The organism is Kitasatospora purpeofusca (assembly GCF_034043715.1).
GTDB lineage: Bacteria > Actinomycetota > Actinomycetes > Streptomycetales > Streptomycetaceae > Kitasatospora > Kitasatospora purpeofusca_A.
The window spans coordinates 157,968-175,505 of the sequence record NZ_JAXCLC010000006.1; the positions used below are offsets into that span (position 1 = coordinate 157,968).

Here is a 17,538-nt window from a genome sequence, read left to right on the forward strand (position 1 = left end):
CGGGACCGTCGGACCTGCGGGTCATTCGTCGATGAGGCTGGTGCTGTCGGAGAACTGCGCGAGCCGGAACACCACGAACTCGGCCGGCTTGACCGGCGCCACACCGATCTCGCAGATCACCCGGCCCTGGTCGATCGACTCCTGCGGGTTGTTGTCCCGGTCGCACTTGACGTAGAACGCCTCCGCGGCCGTCCGCCCGAACAGCGCGCCGCGCCGCCACTCCTCGGTGAGGAACGCGGTGGCGTTGCGCCGGATGCTCGACCAGAGCCGGTCGTCGTTCGGCTCGAAGACCACCCACTGGGTGCCCAGGAGGATGGACTCCTCCAGGTAGTTGAAGAGGCGGCGCACGTTCAGGTAGCGCCAGGCCGGATCGGAGGAGAGGGTGCGGGCGCCCCAGATCCGGATGCCCCGGCCGGGGAAGGCCCGGACGCAGTTCACCCCGATCGGGTTGAGCAGGTCCTGCTCGCCCTTGCTCAGCCGCAGTTCCAGGTCGACCGCGCCGCGGATCACCTCGTTGGCGGGGGCCTTGTGCACCCCGCGCTCGGCGTCGCTGCGCGCCCACACGCCGGCGATGTGGCCGCTCGGCGGGACGGTGGTGTTGCGCCCGGCGGCCGGGTCGAAGACCCGGATCCACGGGTAGTAGAGGGTGGCGTAGCGGGAGTCGTAGCCCGCCTCGTCGTTGCGCCAGGTCCGCACCTGCTGCGCGGAGAGACCGGGCGGGGCGTCCAGGACGGCGACCCGGTCGCCCATCTGCTCGCAGTGCGAGATCACGGCGAGCTGGACGGTGCGCACGCCCTCGGCGTCGATGTCACCGCGCTGGTGGGAGCCCATCAGGTCGGGCACCGCGACCATGGTGATCTCGTCGATGGTCTCCAGGCCGCCGAGCCCGGTGCGGGTCGCCGCGTCGCCGACGTACTCGGCCGGGTCGAGCCGGGCCGCCGCGCCCTGGCCGGCGGCCGGGGCGGGCACGGCGGCGGGGGCGTCGGGCAGGGCCGCGGTCTGGTTCGCGGGCCGGCCCTGGGCGGTGCCGCGCTGCTCGGTGACCTCGATCAGCGCCGAGCCGCGGGCCTGGGTGACGAGGTAGCCCTTGACGTTCCGGCGGGCCGACACCTCGAAGGTCTCGGCCACCGCCCCGTCGCGGTGGACCAGCAGCCTGAACCGGTCCTCGGGCGGGTTCTCGCCGTCCGCGTCGGCGATCTCCACCGAGACGCCGGTGACGCCCGGCCGGGCCGCGAGCAGGAACCCGCCGAGCGCGACGGGTTCCGCCGCGCGCTGCTCGGGGGTCGCGGCGGCGGGCGCGGAGCTGTCCAGGTCGGAGCCGCCGACCCGGACGACGTACGCGGCGCCGCCGCCGTTGGCGAAGTACCCGTAGACCGCGTGGGGCAGGTAGGCGCCCTCGGTGAACCCGCCGAAGCGCTGGGAGTACTGGTCCCAGCTGGTGACGAGCGTCGGCTCGTGGAACGGGCCGGTCCGGGCGAACCCCACGAACGCGGCGACGGCGGTGCCGACGCCTTCGATCGGGCGGGCACCGGACTGCACCTCCTCCACGTAGACCCCCGGGGTGAGGTACGTCGGCATGCTCGCTCCTTCGTGTCACCGGTCTTCGGTGGACGGTCTTCTGGTGGACGGTCTTCGGCGGATCTCCGGCCAGGTTCTGCAAACGGCGGACGGCGGACGGCGGAACCTCGTCGACGGATCCCGGTCGCGCGCCGTCGCGCCCCGCCCACAGCCTTTCCGGCGGGCCGTCACCGGCGGGAGGGACCGGGGGACCTGCCCGGGGGCAAGCGCACTGCCCTCCCCGGCCCTCCCCTCCCCGGCCCTTGACGGCGCGCCGCGACGGTCCGCCGGCCGGCCCCGCCTCAGACCCGCGTGACGTGGGCCACGTACGGTCCGAACTCGCCCTCCAGTACCAGCCGGCCGAGCTTGCGGTACTCCTGCGCGACCGCCGTCACCGTCTGGACCATCGTCAGCGGCCCGCCCGACTCGGCGGCGAGGTACGCGGCGGTCACCGCGCAGGCCCGGATGGAGCCGCCGGCCAGGTCGAACCGGTCCGCGCAGAACCGGAGGTCGAGGTCGTCGCCCCGGGGCACCCGGTCGCCCAGGCAGCGGTCCCACAGGGCGAGGCGCTGGTCGGCGTCGGGCACCGGGAAGTCCGCGATCACGTCCAGGCGGCGGGTGAACGCCTCGTCCAGGTTGGCGCGCAGGTTGGTGGTCAGGACGGCGATGCCGTCGAAGGACTCCATCCGCTGGAGCAGGTACGCCGACTCCATGTTGGCGTGCCGGTCGTGGGCGTCCTTGACCTCCGAACGCTTGCCGAAGATCGCGTCCGCCTCGTCGAACAGCAGCACCGCGTTGACGACGGAGGCCTCGGTGAAGATCCGCTCCAGGTTCTTCTCGGTCTCACCGACGTACTTGTCGACCACCGTGGACAGGTCCACCACGTACAGGTCCATGCCCAGGTCGGCCGCCACCACCTCGGCCGACATCGTCTTGCCGGTACCGGACGAACCCGCGAACAGTGCGATCACCCCGCGCCCCCGCCCGCCGCCGGGCCGCATGCCCCACTGCCCGAGCACCTGCTCGCGGTGGCGGGCGCGCACCGCGAGCTCCCGCAGGCTGCGGTGGGTGGGGGCGGGGAGCACCAGGTCGTCCCAGCCCACCGCGGGTTCGACCCGGCGGGCGAGGCGGGCGAGCCCCGCGCCGTTCTGGGCCCGGACGGCCGTGCGCAGGTCGTCGGGGGAGACCGGTCGGCCGTCGAGCGCGGCCGTGCGCACCGCGGTGCCGGCGGCCCTCCGCAACTGCCCGGCGTCCAGGCGGTGCGCGGCGACGGACCGGGCGAGCGCCTCGGCCCCGTCCTCGCCGACGCTCCCGCCGACGCCCGCGCCGACGCCCTTGCCCCCGCCGCACCCCGCGCCGTGCGGCTCGCCGGCCTGCTCCAGTGCGTGCCGCCAGCGTGCGACCTGCCGGTCGGGGGCGGGGGCCGCCACCGTCAGGGTGACGGGGGTGTCGGCCGCCCAGGCGGGTTCCCAGCCGCCGGTCCCGTGGGTGAGAAAGGGGAGGCCGCGCAGGGCGTCGCACAACGTGCGCAGGATCCTGGCCCGCTCGTCGGGCCGGTCGGGCAGCTCCTCCAGCGGCCCCAGCAGGACGCCCGCGCCCAGTAGCCGGGCCTCGCGTGCGACGGCCCGGGCGACGCCCGGCACACCCCGGGGGTCGTGGGACAGCGCGGCCGGGTCCAGGGCCAGCGGTGGCAGTCCGCCCGCCCGCAGCGCGGCGACGGCCAGCCCCTCGGGATCGCCGCCCCGGCTGCGCAGGTGGACGTGGCCGGTGCCGGTCCCGGCCGCGGCGGCGGCCCGGCGCAGCTCGGCCGGGTCGACGGCCGGATCACCGGCCGGACGGGCGAGCACACCGGCCAGCAGCGGGTCGGGCGCGGTGTCGCCCAGCAGGTGCGCGGTGACCCGGTCCGGGACGGTCAGCACCCGGGACAGGGGCGGCCGTTCGGACTCGGTGACCTCCAGCAGACCGCCCGCGACGAGCGGCGCGGAGGGAGCCAGCCGGAACCGGGCCGCCGCCACCCCGTGCTGCCCGCACAGCTCGAGGGCGAGCCCGACGGTGGGCCGGCGACGTGTCAGGTCGTCGTTGAGGTAGCCGTAGAGCCGCTCGAAGCGGGTGTCCAGGTCCGGGGCCAGGGCCACCAGCAGCAGGTCCAGGTCCAGGGGCGCCAGGGCGAAGCGGGCGGCGAGCACGGCCAGCGGCGAGCCGGGCGGCGGCGCGTCCGGACCGGGCAGGGCGGGCGGAGCGGGCCGGTCGCCCTCGTCCAGGACGCGGGCGACCGCCTCGGGGGTGAGGAACTGGCCGCGGTACGGATCGTCCGGATCGGGATCGAGCGCGCGCCGGATCGCGACGGCCTCGCGCACCCGCTCCTCGACGACCCGCAGCCGCGTCCACAGGTACGGGACCGGGGCCGGGGCCGTCGTCGAGGGCTCCAGGGTCCGCGTCACGGCTGCCGCTCCCCGCGTCGGCGGCGGGCGGGGGCCGGCCCCCGCTCCCGGGGGCCACCGAGGCCCTCCGGACCGGGCTCGGCCGCCTCCGTGTAGCGCAGGCGCCGCGCGGCCCCCGGCTCCTCCGGTTCGGCCCGGGCCGCGGCGCGGACCACGAGCCCCTCGGTGACCGGCGGGGCGACGGCGGTGGTGGCCCCGGCCAGCGGCGCCCTCACCCGCAGCCCCAGCGACGGCCTCAGCTCGCCGCCCAGCGCCGACCACACGTCGGAGGCGGCGGGCGCGTCGAGCCCGGTGCCCCCGCCGTCCAGGCCCACGATGAGGCCGAGTTCGGCGAGTGAGCCGGTGAGCAGGCGCGGGGGCAGCGCGTCGGTGGACACCAGGCACCTCAGCACCTGGGAGAGCAGCCGGTGTTCGTCCTGCGGCCGGCTCGCCCACGCGGTGACGAGGTACGTCAGCTCGAACCAGCGGGCCGGGGCGCGGCGCGCGGCGAGGAAGCCGTCCGCGTCGTACACCTCGCCCGCGCCGCTGGCGCGCCGGCTGTGGTCCTCGCGGACGTCGTACAGGAACACGCACACCGTCGGGGCGCTGCGGCGGGCCGCCCAGTCGCGGGTCGGCGCGTCGAACACCACCTCGACGCCCGACGCGTCCAGGCCGGACTCCGCGAGCAGTCGGCGCAGCCCCTCGTCGACCTCGTGGATCATCGGATGCCTCCAAGGAGACCCCGGTCTTGAGGTCGGGGAGGAATGGGATCGCCCGCGATGGGGGCGCCCCCGGGCGAAGGCTGGGGGAGGGTCAGGAGTGGCCGAATTGCCGTCAAGGCGGTGCGGTGTCTTGGCATGTGATTGTCCGTCATGTGGTCACAAGCAGTGGTGTTAGTGTGTGATTCGTGGCGACCACTCATGTGAAGCGGGCGTTCAAGTACCGCTTCTATCCGACCGATGCGCAGGCGGCCGAGTTGTCGCGTACGTTCGGGTGTGTTCGCAAGGTCTACAACATGGCGCTTGCGGCCCGCACCGAGGCGTGGACGCTGCGTCGGGAGCGGGTCAACTACAACGCGACCAGCGCGATGCTGACCGGGTGGAAGAAGACCGAGGAGCTGGCCTACCTCTGCGAGGTGTCGTCGGTTCCGTTGCAGCAGGCGCTGCGGCATCTGCAGGGGGCGTTCGCCAACTTCTGGACCAGGCGGGCGAAGTATCCGACGTTCAAGTCCCGGAAGAAGTCCCGCCGCTCCGCCGAGTACACCACCAGCGGCTTCCGGTTCCGGGACGGCCGGCTGACCCTGGCGAAGATGGATCAGCCGCTGGACATCGTGTGGTCCCGTCCTCTGCCGGCGGGCGCTTCCCCGTCCACCGTGACCGTGTCCCAGGACGCGGCCGGACGCTGGTTCGTCTCGATGCTGTGCGACGACCGCCCGGCCATGCCCGGGGCGGTCAACGCTGCCGTGGGTGTTGACGCCGGCATCACCAGCCTGGTGACGCTCTCCACCGGGGAGAAGATCACCAACCCGAGGCACGAGCGCAAGGACCGGGAACGCCTCGCCAAGGCCCAGCGGGATCTCTCCCGCAAGGCCGAGGGTGACGGTTCGAATCGGGCGAAGGCCCGGCTCAAGGTCGGGCGGGCGTACGCCCGGATCGCCGACCGGCGCAGGGACTTCCTGCACAAGCTCACCACTCGACTCGTTCGTGAGAACCAAACGATCGTGATCGAGGACCTGACCGTCCGGAACATGCTCAGGAACCGGCGGCTGTCGCGTGCCATCAGTGACGCGTCCTGGACCGAGCTGCGGTCCATGCTGGAGTACAAGGCCGACTGGTACGGACGCGAGGTGATCACCGTCGACCGGTGGTTCCCCTCGTCCAAGCTGTGCTCGGCCTGCGGAACCCTGCAGAGCAGGATGCCGCTGAACGTCCGCGAGTGGACGTGCGCCTGCGGGACGGCCCACGACCGGGACGTCAACGCGGCACGAAATATCCTGGCCGCCGGACTGGCGGTTGCAGCCTGTGGAGACGGTGTCAGACCTCAACGGAGCACTCCGGGCGGGCAGTCGTCGATGAAGCAGGAAGTAGTCCCACCGCCGCGCTCACGCGCAGCGGCTCGGCCGCGAGGCTGAGGGGAATCCCCGCCCTTCAGGGCGGGGATGATGTCAACGCCGGATCATCTCGTTGGGCGGCTGGACCGTGCCGCTGACCACCAGGAAGCCGGTCTGCACCGGGGAGAAGCCGGGGCCGTTCGCGGTGATGACCCGGGGGCCGGTCTGATCCTTGGCGAGGATCAGCAACTGGCCGATGAACCGGCCGTCCGGCCCGGGGACGGTCGGCGCCGCCGCGGCCGTGATGCCCGGCTGCCAGGTGAACCGCACCGGCGCGCCGGGCGGGAAGTCCTCACCGCGTACCGAGGTGACGAAACCGGGCTTGCCGATCGGCGGGACCGCGACGATGCGCGGCTGGAGGATCCGCAGCTGCTGACGGGCGTCGTTGTCCCCGGGGTCGGCGTCCGTGCCGGTGGTGGTCAGGGAGCCGGTCACCAGGCCGGTCAAGGCCCGATCGGGGCTGAGGACGACCTGGACCACGGTCCGGGCGCCCGGGGCGAGGTCGGGCAGCGCGCACACCCAGGCCCGGTCGCAGCCCGGCGGCGGCCCGTCGTGGGGCACGCCCTCGGGCAGGCCCACACGGAGCCGCAGACCGGTGGCCAGCCCTTCGCGGCCGTTGCGAACGGTGTAGGTGAGGACCACGCGACCGCCCACGTAACCGGGGTTCGGCTGCGCCGTGAGGCTCAGCCCGGGGCCGGCCGGCGGCGCGGGCGGCAGCGGCGGGGGCGGGGGCGGCGGCGGGGCCGAAAGCGGCGGCGGCGTGCCGATCGGCGGCGGGGCCGGCGGAGCGGGGGCGGGTGCCGGAGAGGGCGGCGGTACCGGGGCCGGCAGCGGATCCGCGGTCGGGGTCGGGCTCGCCGTCGGAGTCGGAGCGGGGGTCGGGCTCGCCGTCGGAGTCGCCGTCGGAGTCGGGGTCGGCGCCGGGCGCACCGGCACCACGGTCCGGCCGGTGTTGTCGCTGGGCCGGGGGTCGAGGACCGCACCGGTGACCGACCAGTCCAGGGGCTGGTCGCCCGGCTCGACCCCGGTGACGGTGACCGTGACCGGCACGGTGGCGCCCGGGCGCACCACGCCCAGGGCGCAGACCAGCGCCGCCGCGTCACAGGTGGCGCCGGGCGCGGCGAGGCCCGTGACCGTCAGGCCGGCCGGGGGCGCGACGGTCAGCCTCGTCCCGGGCGAGGCGGCCGGGCCGTGGTTGACGACGTCCACCCGGACGGTCCCGGAGTCGCCCGCGGTGATCGGCGCGGCCGTACCGGGTGCCCGGACCGCGAGGTCCACGGACTGCTGGACGCCCGGCTCCTTCTGGCGGCCCGGCAGCCCGGCGGTGAGCGGGGTGCGGGCCCCGGAGACCGCGTCCACCAGGGACAGCTTCTCCGGGCTGTTGGCGGCCAGGGCGGCCCGGGAGCTGATCACCAGCGTCCTGCCGTCGGAGCTCCAGGCGGCGTCGCGGGGCTGGAAGGGCCCGGTGGCGGTGGTGTCGGGCAGCTCCCGGCCGCAGGCCCCCGGCCGGTCGCGGGCCGCGTCGGGCAGCAGCACCCGGCAGCCGCCGACCGCCGCGGCGACCAGCAGGATCCCGTTGCGCTCGTCGACGCGGCCGGCGCCGTTCTTGCGGTTGAAGGCGATGGTGGCGCCGTCCGGTGAGAACGCCGGGCTGTCGTCGACGACCTCGCAGGCGCCGGGGCAGTGGGCGGCGCTCAGGTCGCGCTGCCGGTCCAGACGGTCCAGACGGTCCACGGGCACGGTCCAGACGTGCTTGTTGCCCCCGCCACCGTTGATCACCTGGTTGCGGGTGAACGCCAGGGCCGAGCCGTCGGAGGACCAGGTGGGCTGGGCGTCGCCGCCCTGGAGCTGCCCCTCGGGCGGGACGATCACGCCCCGGACCGCGCCGGTGGCGGCGTCCGCGATCAGGATCCGTCCGGGACCGGAGGCGCCGCCGACCCCGCCGGGGGAGGTCCGGGTGAAGGCCAGGTACCGGCCGTCCGGGGAGAACGTCGGATCGGTGTCCCAGTCCCTGGGGCCGCGGTCCGCCAGTGGGAGCGCCGTCGGGCCGGAGCCGTCGGCGTCCGCGATCCAGATCCGTTCGATCCGCCCGGCCGGCAGGTTCGGTCCGGCCGGCGCGTCCTCGAAGCGGGTCACCACGATCCGGCGGCCGTCGGGCGTGTAGTTCTGCCGCTCGGTCCACGGGTCGGACCCGGCGGCGGGCCGGAACAGCGGGTCCTTCGCCGGATCCGTCTCGGTGTCGGCCGCCGGGTCTTCCTTGAGGACGGTCCGGTTGAGGTCCCGGGGGTCGGAGCCGTCCGGCCGGACGTCCTGCAGGGTCACCGTGTGCGGCCCGTCCGCCGAGACGCGTTCGACCACCGCGCCACCGCCCTCGAGCGGGCCGAGCCAGGTGGCCGGTCCGACCTCGCGGTTCTCGCTGAGCACCACCCTCGGTTCGTCCTCCGAGAGCGCTTTCACCCGGAAGACGTGGTCCCAGTCGCCCTCGCAGCTGCAGGTCCGGTCCGGGCTGAGGAAGAGCAGGTCGGTCCCGTCGGGCAGCCAGGCTGCCCCGTGCGTGCGCCACTGGGCCCGCGCGCCCGCCAGCAGCGGCCCGCCGGTGCGCCCGTCGGTACGCCCGTCGGTCCACCGCAGCCGGGGTCCGTCCGGTCCGGTGGCGGTGTACGCGATCCGGTCCCGGGTCGCCGGCGCGTCCACCGGGTTCCACACCGGCTCGGTGCCCGGGCCGTCGGCGGGGTCGGAGACCCGGGTGGCGGGCCCGCCCCGCAGCCGCCGGACGTAGACCTGCCGGCCGGCGGCCCGGTCGGCGTCGGAGGAGTACGCCAGCCGCGCGCCGTCGGGCGAGACCGTGGGGTGCTCCTCGTTCGCGGGGGTGTCGGTCAGCCGGGTGAGGCCGGTGCCGTCGGTGCGCACCAGCCACAGGTCACGCTGGGTGCCGCCGGCCCCGGCCGGGCCGGACGCGTCGAAGACGACCGACCGGCCGTCCGGCGTCAGCCGCGGGTTCGCCGCGTCCAGACCGCTGGTCAGGCGGTGCACCGAGCCGTCGGCGGAGCGCAGGTAGACCTGCGGGGCCTGCTCGTCGCGGCGGGACGCGAAGACCAGCCGGTCGCCCAGGGCGGCGGGCTGGACGTCGAAGTGCGCCGGGCCCTCGCCGAACAACGGGGGGCTCGTCGTGTCCGTCGCCACCCGGCCGAGGCTCCGGTGGCGGGTTCCGGCGTACGCGATCCGGCTCTCCCCGGTATCGGCCGCCGCGGACGAGGACCCGGTGCCGGCCGCGGGGGGCCGGTCCCCGGCGCCGCCCGGGCCGGCGGCCGTCGTCACCGCGAGCAGGGGCACCAGCAGCAGCGCCGCCGCACCGGCCCCGCCCCAGTGGTGTCGCCGACGGCCGGAGCCACCCGTGCCCATCACGGTCCACCTCACTGTCCGGTCCAGCATCCATGTCCGACGGTGCCACCCTGCCGCCCCGCGGCCGTGGGGCGGCAGGGCCCCGGGGCCGCGCCCGGGGGAAGCGCCGGCTGCGCTTTCGGGCAGCCGGCGCCGGTCCGGTCAGATCAGCCCGTTGCGCAGCGCGTAGCCCACGGCGTGGGAGCGGTTGCGCAGCTGGAGCCGGGTGATCACCTCGTGCAGCACGTTCTTGACGGTCCGTTCGGAGTACGAGGTGTTGCGCGCGATCTCCGCGGTGTCCAGGCCCTCCGACACCAGGCGCAGCATGTCCGCCTCGCGCGGCGTCAGCGTGGACAGGGACACGGCGTGCGGGTCGAGGGCCGACCGCTGCAGGCTGCCGACGTGGTCGAGGAGCTTCGCGAGCAGGTCGCCGGGCAGGACGCCCTCACCGTTCGCCATCGCCAGTACCAGCCGCAGCAGCCGGTCCTGGTCGGCCTCCGCGCGCCGAAGCACCGCGGTGACCCCGCACTCTATGGCGCGCTGCAGGGCGTCACCCGAGTCGAAGGTGCCGACCACGAGCCCGGTGCGGGTGGCGGAGTTGTGGCGCAGCCGGTACAGCAGGGCGGCCGTCTCGTCGTCCACGCTGTCCACCGCGACGAGCGAGACCCGCGCCTCGTGCGCTTTGGTGGCGTCGACCAGTTCCACCTCGGGCCGCTGGCGCAGCTGTTGGACGATACCGACGTGCAGGACCGGGTCCGAGGCGTACACGGCCACGGTGACCCGTCCGCCGGGCTCGCCGGCCGCCGCGTCGGGCGCGGCCCGGGCGTGGGCCGGGCTGGGGGCCGGCCTGTGGGCCTGGGCGCGGCCCTGGGACGGGACGGTCGGCCGCGTGGTGCCGGTGCCGGACGGGTGGACGGTACCGATGAGGTCGGTGTGGAGCATGAGGCGTACCTGATTCCATGATGCGTACGAGGGGAGTACTGCGAGGGCTAAGGGCAATACAGCTCCTGGACCGGGGAGTTGGGGAGTTCGCGGGGGCATCGCGGCTGCCCGGGGCCTTGCCCCCGCGTCCGTGGAGGCGGGCGGGGCGGCGGCGTAGCGTCGCGGCGTGACGACCCCAGCAGCCATTCCCAGCCCCGGTGCGCCCGGCCTCGACATCCCGTCGGTGACGGTGACGCCGGGCGGTACCGCGACCACCAGCCTGACCGTTCGCAACGACGGCGACATCGTCGAGGCGTACCGCCTGGAAGTCGTCGGTGACTGCGCGGCCTGGACGACGGTCGAGCCCGACCGTGTCTCCCTCTACCCCGGCACCTCGGAAACGGTGACCATCCGTCTGGCGCCCCCGCGTTCGCCGCGGGTGCGGGCGGGCGAGGTGCCACTGGCCGTACGGGTCCTGCCCACCGAGCACCCCGAGGCGGTCAAGGTCCCCGAGACCACCGTGCGGGTGGAGGGATTCCGGCAGCTTCGGGCCGAGAGCGCTCCCAAGCGCCGCCGCGGCTGGCTGCGCGGACGCTACCGCCTCGCCGTCCACAACGAGGGCAACCGCCCCGTCCAGGTGGGATTCACCCCGGCCCAGCCCGGTGAGGATTTGAAGTTCGACGTCCGCCCCGCGGCTCCGAAGCTGGAGCCGGGCGAGTCGGTGGAGGTGGCGCTGCGGGTCCGCGCCGGGAAGCCCGTGTGGTTCGGGAAGGCGGCCACCTGGCCGTTCACCGTCACCGTGGCGTCGACCGTGGCGGAGACCGGGGCCAAGGGCGGGGCGGAGACCGGGGCGAAGGGCGGGGAGAAGGCCGGGGTCCGGGCCGAGGACGTCGGTGAGGACGCCGGCGAGGACGACCGGGAGCGACCGCGGCCGGAGGCCGAGTTCGTCCAGCTGCCGATCTTCCCGACCTGGCTGCTGGCGGCCCTCGCGGCGCTCCTCGCGCTGCTGCTGGCCTGGTTCCTGCTGGTGCGTCCCGCGGTGCGCAGCACCGCGAGGGAGGCCGCCGACCAGGCCGTCCAGCAGCAGGCGACCCCCAGCGGGGACGCCGCCGACGGCCGGACCCCGGCTGCGGGCCCCAAGCAGCCGGGCTCCGGGCAGCCGGGCTCCGGGGCCGGGAGCGCCCGGCCCGGGGCGGGCGTGGGCGGTACCGGCACGGGAACGGGCACAGGTGCGGGAACTGGCACCGGAACGGGCGGCGACACCGTGACCGGAACGGGTGGCGGGCAGCAGAGTTCGGCCACCATCGACCTGACGACGGCCGGCGGCGAGACCAAGGTCGGCACCTACGTGGTGCCCGTGGGCAAGACGTTCGGGATCACGGACATCGTCGTCGCCAACTTCCAGGGCGACGAGGGCGTCGTGACGATCGGTTTCGGCGACCGCAAGATCACGACGATCGCGCTGGAGACGTTCCGTAACCAGGACTACCACTGGGTCACCCCCATCAGGATCACTGAGAACCAGACCGTGACGGTCCAGGTGACCTGTGCGAAGCCGGGCACTCCGGCCACCGGCCTGCAGGCCCAGGAGTGCCACGAGGTCCTCAACGTGAGCGGTGTGTTGAGCGACCTCAGGTGAACAGATGCCATACGCATCGTCTGTCAGGTTGTCCCGGGAGCAAAGGGGCGCCCGAGTCGTTTCCGGCTGAAAACCGACGGTTCGGGGGCCGGGAAGGCGTCCAGCTCGTGACTGTACATTCTCATTTCGGCGGCCCTGGGAAGCTCCGGCCTGACGTTCGAATGTGAACCTGACGGTCATTCAAATACGGCTGAATCCGATCCCTCCCGGCGCCCGCCCGACCGTTCGGGCGCCGACGAGGCGGGAGGGCGGCCGTCCCGGCGTGTCGGCGAGTACCGAGGGCCGGCCCGCGTCACGGGCCGGCCCTCGTCGGACGCCGGTACGCGTCACGTACCGTCGCGCCTGCTGCGGGCCGTGTCGCCGGCCAGCGACCGGTCGTGCCGGTACGCCTCCTCCGCCCAGCTCGCGAGGTCGCGCAGCTCGGCCTTGAGCTGGTCCCAGGTCTTCATCAGGGAACCCATGGTCCGGATCTCGAAGGGGACCATCATGGAGCCCTCCTCCTCGTGCGGGTCGATCTGGTTCATACCGCCGAACACGCTCTGCTGAGGGATCTGGGGGACGCCCTTCAGCGTCGACTCGGCGAACGCGAGGAGGGTCACCGGGAGGCCGTCGATCTCCCGGGTGGCCTCGTCGCGGAACTGCAGGTTCGCGCCGCCGTCGCCGGGATCCTCCTGGAACTGCGCGAGCAGATCGACGATCACCTCGCTGTTGGCGGACAGGAAGTCCTGGAACCCGGGGTCGAGGAGCGCGCGGACGTCCGTGAGCTGGGACCGGGACAGCACGACCGTCAGGTTCTTGATCTGGCCCTCGTCCTGATCCTGCGCGAGGTAGTCGGCCATGGCCGCGACCTGCATGAAGAACAGCTGGCTGTAGCCGTCCAGGGCGTCCGTCTCCAGCCGCTTGCGCTTGCGCGCCGCCCCCTCCTGGCCCTGTTCGTACCGGGCCACGACCTGCTCGGCGAACGTCCTCGACTGCGAGAGCCGGAACCGGGCGCGGGGGAGCGGCGCCCCCTGGGCCTGGGGAGCGGCACCCCGGAGGTGGTCGAAGAACATCGGCATCCCGGCGAGCGGCACACCGACCGAGTAGTGGACGAACAGCCCGTCGCCCATACCCGGGGCGCCGGCGTAGTCGGGGAAGTCGAGGTCCGGGGCGATCCGGGCGTCCTGCCCCGCGGGCAGGATCTCCAGCTCCAGGCCCATGCCCGCCAGTGGGGTCTTCTCGGTCTTCCCGTAGAACGCCTCGCGCACCGTCCTGATCTCGTCGACCAGCCGTTCGAGGGTCACCGGCCCGGACTCGTTGCCGGTGCCGACGACCGGGACGGCTCCGGTCACGAACTCCAGGTTCGAGTAGTCGGCGCCGTCGTTCAACGACCGCGAGTCGGAGACCAGTTTGAAGTCGGCCGCGGTGCTCTGGGCCAGGTCGGTGTCGCCCTCGTACTTCTCGCCCCTGGCGTTCTCGACGGGCATGTCGATCTCCGTCTCGAACCCCAGCTTCCGCTGCACGGCGGGCCCGGCGACTCCCGGGGCGGCGGCGCCGGGCTCCGCCCGCCGGCCCGCCTCCGGCCCGCCGGCCGGCCGCGCCATCACCCGTCGCGCGTTGGCCTCGGCCTCGCGCTCGAAGGAGTCACCGGGATCGCTGACCCGCAGCCCGTCCCCCCGGTCGGTACCGGCGACGGCCCCCTTCCGCTGCTGGATCACATGGGTCAGCTCGTGCGCGAGGGTGTGCCGGTCGCCGCCCCCGTGCCCGATGACGACGTCCCTGCCGGACGTGTAGGCCCGCGCACCGATCTCGGCGGCCGACCTCTGGGCGGCCGCGCCGGTGTGCAGCCGCACATCGGAGAAGTCCGCCCCGAGCCGCCCCTCCATCTCCTCGCGCACCGGCCCTTGGAGGGGCCGTCCGGCCCCCCGCAGTACCTCGTGCACACCGGACCGCTGGACCGGGTCCGGGTCCTGTTCTCCCCGCCCACCCCGCACCATCCGGGCCACGACCGCGTTGCCGATGCTCCGCTGCAGCTCACGAGCCTGCTGCGGGGACATCACCCCCGCCACGGGCCCGCTCACCCGCGCCTCGCGGGCCCTGCGGTCACCTCCACCGGCCCGCTCGCCGCCGGCCCCCCTGCGATCGTCCGCCCTCGCGCGCACTGGCCCTCCCGCTCGCCTACCGCTGCCCTACCCTCTCCTCCCTACACCGCCGGCACCTGCCGCTCCCATCCCCGAAAGGGCACCCCTGGGGCCAAGCCCCCTGCCCTGGACCGGCCGCACCTGCGGCGCCCCGGGGGCAGGCCGGGGGCCCGCAGGACCGCGTCGAGCAGAGCCGGGTGGAGGCTCGGCCCGCCCTCGGGGCGTGTCGGCAGCCCGTCCGGGCGCCCGGTGGTCAGGCCCCGTGGTCGTAGGTGACGGTGACGGGGGCGTGGTCCGACCATCGCTCGGCGTGCGTTGCCGCCCGCTCGGTCACGGCGCCGGTAGCCAGTGCCGCGATCCCGGGCGTCGCGCATTGCAGGTCGATCCGCCAGCCCGAGTCGTTGTCGAAGGCGCGGCCCCGGTAGGACCACCAGGAGTAGGGGCCGGTGCGGTCGGGGTGGAGGCGGCGGACGACGTCGACGTAGCCGGCCTCGTCGTAGACGCGGGAGAGCCAGGCGCGCTCCTCGGGGAGGAAGCCGGCGGCCTTCTGGTTGGACTTCCAGTTCTTGAGGTCCTCGGGGCGGTGGGCGATGTTCCAGTCGCCGCAGACCACGACCTCGCGGCCGTCGGCGGCGGCGCGGGTGCGGAGTTTCTGGAGATGGACGAGGAACTCCGCCATGAAGCGTTCCTTCTCGTCCTGGCGCTCGGTGCCGACTTCGCCGGAGGGGAGGTAGAGGCTGGCCACGGTCAGGCCCGGCAGATCGATTTCGACATACCTGCCCGAATTGTCGAATTCGGCCGATTCGAAGCCGATGGTCGTCCGGCTCGGCTCCTGGCGGGAGAGGACGGCGACGCCGGCCCGGCCCTTGGCGGCGGCCGGGGCCCATACCGCGTGCCAGCCGTCCAGGTCGCGCAGTTCCGCCGGGAGCTGCTCGGGCTCGGAGCGCACCTCCTGCAGGCAGACCACGTCCGCCTCGGTGGCGGCGAGCCACTCGATGAAGCCCTTCTTGGCCGCTGCCCGGATTCCGTTCACATTCACACTCGTCACCACGATCACCCGGGCAGCGTACCGAGTGGCACTGACAGACCGAGGCGCGACGCGTCCGCTTGGGGAGTTGGCGTGAACGCACCATGAAAGTGTGAGGTGGTCGTGCCGGGGGCCGCCATTGGTCTTGACCATCTCCCGATCCAGCCCCTAGGGTCACTTACTGCAAAGACCTTTAATAAAGAAGGACGGAAAAAGCCCGCTCTCCCACCTGCCGCAACAGCGGGCAGCGGGCCGGATCCGACCTCTTTCGGGCCCGGCCTCGGGCACGGTGTCGGGCCCGGTGCCGGGCGCGGCGGAAGAAAACGGGTGGAGGACATGGTGGGAACGACAGGGCAGCTCTCGGCGGTTCCGGAGCCGAAGTACTGGCACCTGCGCACGGTGCTGCTCCGCGCCATCGACACGGAGTTCTCCACCGGCCAGATCCTCCCCAACGAGCGCGAGCTCTCCGCGCGCTTCGGTGTCGCCCGGGCCACGCTGCGGCAGGCGCTCGACCAGCTGGAGCTGGAGGGCCGCCTGGTCCGCCGACGCGGCATCGGCACCCTGATCGCCGCCCCCCGGGTCGGCGTCCCCGTGAACCGGCAGGAGGAGGGCTGGCCCGGCGCGACCCGCAGCCAGGCCTGGCGCACGGTGGACTGCACCACCGCGCCGGCCGCCCGCCGACTGGCCGCCGCGCTCGGCGTCCCCGAGGGTGCGCCCGTGCACACCGTCCGCCGGGTCCGGCTGGTCCAGGGCCGGAGCATGGCCTCCGAGTCGCTGCACGTGCCGGCCGCCGTGCTGCCGCACCTGCCCGGCTTCCGCGCCGAGGGCGACCGCGCCCGCTCGGTGCTGCGCCAGCTGGAGCGCCTGGAGGTCGACGGCGAGTCCCGCTCGGTGGAGCTGGGTGTCGCCGAGGCCGAGGAGGCCGCCCTGCTGGAGCGCCCGCCCGGCTCGCCGGTCCTGGTGATGACCACCCAGTACGCCGCCGCCGGCCGTCTCGTGGCGCTCGCCGTCGCCACCTACCGCGCGGACACCTGCAAGCTCACCTTCGGCGAGACCGGCCTCGTCGAGGTCACCCCCGTCGGCGCCACCCCCGTGGGTGCCGCCGCCTCCTGAACCACTCTCGAATACCCTCAGGCCCAGGCCCGGACGCCCCACAGGCGTCCGGGCCTGGGCCGTTCCCGTGTTGGAGGGGGAGGGGACGGCCCCCGGCGTCACCCCGACCGCCCGGCAGGCCGTCAGCCGTCACCACCCGCGGCTACAACACCTTCGGCGAACTCACCGACCTCAAGGACTCCACCGGCCGGGTCGTCCGCCACCTCTGGGAGACGCCCCGCAGGGCACTGATCGACTTCTCCAACCCGATCCAGCTGCCGATCCCCACCGACACCAGCAGCCCCGACCCGGACATCGACAACCCCGCCGACCCCGCCGCCGGCCCCCCTTCCCAATGGTGCCCTCGACCCCGTCCCCACCCCGGCCGACGCCGGCCAGGGCGGCAAGGACGGCGGCCCGGACGGTACGAAGGAGGACAGTTGCACGCCCGACCCGGTGGCCCACTTCGACCGTGGCAGGGCCTCGGAGAGCGGCGAGGAACCGGCGCCGAACGCCAAGGCCCCGAAGGGCAAGAAGGACCAGAAGGACGTTCCCTGGCAGAGCCGCGCCGGCCGGGCTCTGGGCAAGAAGGGCGGCCGGGGCGGCAACAACGGAGGGTGGCCGACCGCTCCCGGCAGCCCGGTGAACCTCAATCCGGTCGCGGAGGCGCTGCTGGACCGACTGCTCGGAGACCCGAGGGGCGTGGTGACGGTCGAACGCGGTCGGATCGACGGCGAGTTCGAGGACTGCTACGACTTGGAGACACCGGGTGAGCCGCACGGGGCACGGTTCTCGATGGACAGCATCTTCGAGACCTTCCTGAACTTCTGAACCGCCCGTCCGAGAAGTCGTCGAGAGGAGCGTGCGCGATGGCCGTGAGGCCGGCGCAGTGGCAGCCGGGCCCGGAGACCCGGGTCATCGAGTCGGAGGGCTCTGATCCCGACATCTGGATCGTCGAGTTCCGGGACCGGCGGATCGACGAGCACGGAACGGTGCTCGCCGTCGTCCGGCCGGAGGAGGGCAGCTGGCAGGACGCGGTGGTCAGCGTGCCCGCCGAGGTGGCCGAACTACCGGTGGCGTTCGTCCACTGGGCCCTCGACGAGGCCAGACGGAGGCTCGACCGGTGACGGTCCCGTAGCCTGGGGCCGGCGGTGGACTCCACGGTGGAAGACCGCGGGTTCTGCCGGGCCCTCGTGGCGCCGAACGAACCCCGGGCCGGGGGGGGGGGGGGGGGGGGGCCCCCGCGGGCCCGCGCCCCGCCCCGCCCCCCC

At 74.3% G+C, this 17,538-nt stretch carries 12 protein-coding genes; 5 read left to right on the forward strand and 7 right to left on the reverse strand.

Annotated features, from left to right (window positions below):
• Positions 1-21: 21 nt before the first annotated feature.
• From SM793_RS05260 to SM793_RS05270, 3 genes are all read right to left on the reverse strand, one after another.
• Positions 22-1,578, reverse strand: coding sequence for a phage tail sheath family protein (locus SM793_RS05260; protein WP_320436819.1), 1,557 nt, complete (start codon positions 1,576-1,578; stop codon positions 22-24).
• A gap of 281 nt (positions 1,579-1,859) precedes the next feature.
• Positions 1,860-3,998, reverse strand: a complete 2,139-nt coding sequence (locus SM793_RS05265) for an ATP-binding protein (protein ID WP_320436820.1) — start codon at positions 3,996-3,998, stop codon at positions 1,860-1,862.
• A complete protein-coding gene (locus SM793_RS05270) occupies positions 3,995-4,699 on the reverse strand; it encodes a DUF4255 domain-containing protein (RefSeq protein WP_320436821.1) in 705 nt (234 codons plus the stop codon). Before SM793_RS05270 ends, SM793_RS05265 begins: the two co-directional genes overlap by 4 nt.
• Before the next feature lie 185 nt (positions 4,700-4,884).
• On the opposite strand from SM793_RS05270, the gene SM793_RS05275 reads away from it, so the two are divergent.
• Positions 4,885-6,108, forward strand: coding sequence for an RNA-guided endonuclease TnpB family protein (locus tag SM793_RS05275; RefSeq protein ID WP_320436822.1), 1,224 nt, complete (start codon positions 4,885-4,887; stop codon positions 6,106-6,108).
• 33 nt (positions 6,109-6,141) lie between these two features.
• On the opposite strand, the gene SM793_RS05280 is transcribed toward SM793_RS05275, so the two are convergent.
• Entirely contained in the window at positions 6,142-9,489 is a 3,348-nt protein-coding gene (locus SM793_RS05280) for a hypothetical protein (protein ID WP_320436823.1), read from the reverse strand.
• A 141-nt stretch (positions 9,490-9,630) separates the two neighbouring features.
• Complete coding sequence (locus SM793_RS05285) at positions 9,631-10,410, reverse strand: response regulator transcription factor (protein WP_320436824.1); 780 nt, start codon at positions 10,408-10,410, stop codon at positions 9,631-9,633.
• A 166-nt stretch (positions 10,411-10,576) separates the two neighbouring features.
• Here SM793_RS05285 and SM793_RS05290 point away from each other — a divergent pair, with 166 nt between their 5' ends.
• Entirely contained in the window at positions 10,577-12,028 is a 1,452-nt protein-coding gene (locus SM793_RS05290) for a hydrolytic protein (RefSeq protein ID WP_320436825.1), read from the forward strand.
• A gap of 326 nt (positions 12,029-12,354) precedes the next feature.
• Here SM793_RS05290 and SM793_RS05295 read toward each other — a convergent pair whose 3' ends face one another.
• Both SM793_RS05295 and SM793_RS05300 read right to left on the reverse strand, forming a co-directional pair.
• A complete protein-coding gene (locus tag SM793_RS05295) occupies positions 12,355-14,064 on the reverse strand; it encodes a DUF4157 domain-containing protein (protein ID WP_320436826.1) in 1,710 nt (569 codons plus the stop codon).
• Positions 14,065-14,401: 337 nt separating this feature from the next.
• Entirely contained in the window at positions 14,402-15,205 is an 804-nt protein-coding gene (locus tag SM793_RS05300; RefSeq protein ID WP_320436827.1) for an exodeoxyribonuclease III, read from the reverse strand.
• Positions 15,206-15,514: 309 nt separating this feature from the next.
• On the opposite strand from SM793_RS05300, the gene SM793_RS05305 reads away from it, so the two are divergent.
• From SM793_RS05305 to SM793_RS05315, 3 genes are all read left to right on the forward strand, one after another.
• Positions 15,515-16,288: a GntR family transcriptional regulator gene (locus SM793_RS05305; protein ID WP_320436834.1), complete on the forward strand. Its 774-nt coding sequence runs from the start codon at positions 15,515-15,517 to the stop codon at positions 16,286-16,288.
• Between the two features lie 435 nt (positions 16,289-16,723).
• On the forward strand, positions 16,724-17,098 hold the full coding sequence (locus SM793_RS05310; RefSeq protein ID WP_320436828.1) for a hypothetical protein: 375 nt from the start codon (positions 16,724-16,726) through the stop codon (positions 17,096-17,098).
• 38 nt (positions 17,099-17,136) lie between these two features.
• Complete coding sequence (locus SM793_RS05315; protein ID WP_320436829.1) at positions 17,137-17,394, forward strand: hypothetical protein; 258 nt, start codon at positions 17,137-17,139, stop codon at positions 17,392-17,394.
• Positions 17,395-17,538 lie beyond the last annotated feature (144 nt).